Raw genomic sequence first — 1,181 nt, forward strand, 5'->3', positions numbered from 1 at the left:
GATGATCACGATATTGCTAGGTTAATCAATTTCCCTGGTTATCGGAAATTTCAGCAATTTTGGATAATCACGATAGTGTGTTGGTTGAGCAACAAAGGGTGAAAATCCTTTACTGTCGGAATTTCCAGCAATTTGGGATCATCACGATACTGCTAGCTTAATCGACGCGCGGTAGTTATCGGAAATTCCAACAATTTGGGATCATCACGATACTGCGTTGGTTGAGCAACAAAGGGTGAAAATCCTTTACTGTCGGAATTTCCAGCAATTTTAGAAATCATGCGATCGCATAAGCGCGGAAGCTTCGCGTGACTCGCGTTAGCTTGAGCAACGGGCGATAGTTATCGAAAATTCCAGCAATTTGGGCTAATAACGATAGCGCTAGCTTAATCAACGCGCGATAGTTATCGAAAATTACAACAATTTCGGATGATCACGTTCGCGTAGCGTGACCAAAGGTCAATAGCGCTAGCAACAGCAACAAAGCCTGAAAATCATTTACTGTCCGAATTTCCAGCAATTCGCGATCGCATAAGCGCGGAAGCTGAGGCCAAAGGCCACGCTTTGCGTTCGCGTAGCGGAGGCCTTTGGCCAAACGCTTCCGGAGCGTAGCGTGACTGCATGTCAATGGCGCGTTGGTTGAGCAACGGGCGATAGTTATCGAAAATTCCAGCAATTTGGGCTAATAACGATCGCGTTAGCTTGAGCAACGGGCGATAGTTATCGAAAATTACAACAATTTCGGATGATCACGTTCGCGTAGCGTGACCAAAGGTCAATAGCGCTAGCAACAGCAACAAAGCCTGAAAATCCTTTACTGTCGGGATTTCCAGCAATTTTCGATAATCATGATACTACTAGCAACAGCAACAAAGGGTGAAAATCGTTCACTGTCGGAAATTTCAACAGTTATCCTAAATTCCAAGAATCTAAGAAATTATGCGATCGCTTGTGCGATCACATTCTTCGATCTTACTCCTCAGGTTGTTCGTCCATAGGCTCAGGCAAATCAAAAATAATAATAAATTTCCCATCAGGCATCAGTCGTTTAAGCGCCTGCAAATGCCCTTCGGCATCGGACCGGTTCCGGTAACGACCAACAACGACCCGTTGCATTTGTGGCAATAGGTGAATGACCGCCCATGGATAGAGGCGTTCAGAGTACGTCATAATTTTAGGTA

Annotated in this window: 2 protein-coding genes; both read right to left on the minus strand. The window is 45.0% G+C overall.

Annotated elements, in window-relative coordinates; genetic code table 11:
• Nucleotides 1–433: 433 nt before the first annotated feature.
• Entirely contained in the window at nt 434–595 is a 162-nt protein-coding gene (locus F6K49_RS50950) for a hypothetical protein (protein WP_293110540.1), read from the minus strand.
• 377 nt (nt 596–972) lie between these two features.
• Nucleotides 973–1,170 carry a hypothetical protein gene (locus F6K49_RS50955; protein ID WP_075896063.1) on the minus strand — a complete coding sequence of 66 codons (198 nt, stop codon included), beginning with the start codon at nt 1,168–1,170 and terminating at the stop codon, nt 973–975.
• Nucleotides 1,171–1,181: the final 11 nt, after the last annotated feature.

The sequence above is a fragment of the Moorena sp. SIO3I6 genome, from assembly GCF_010672095.1.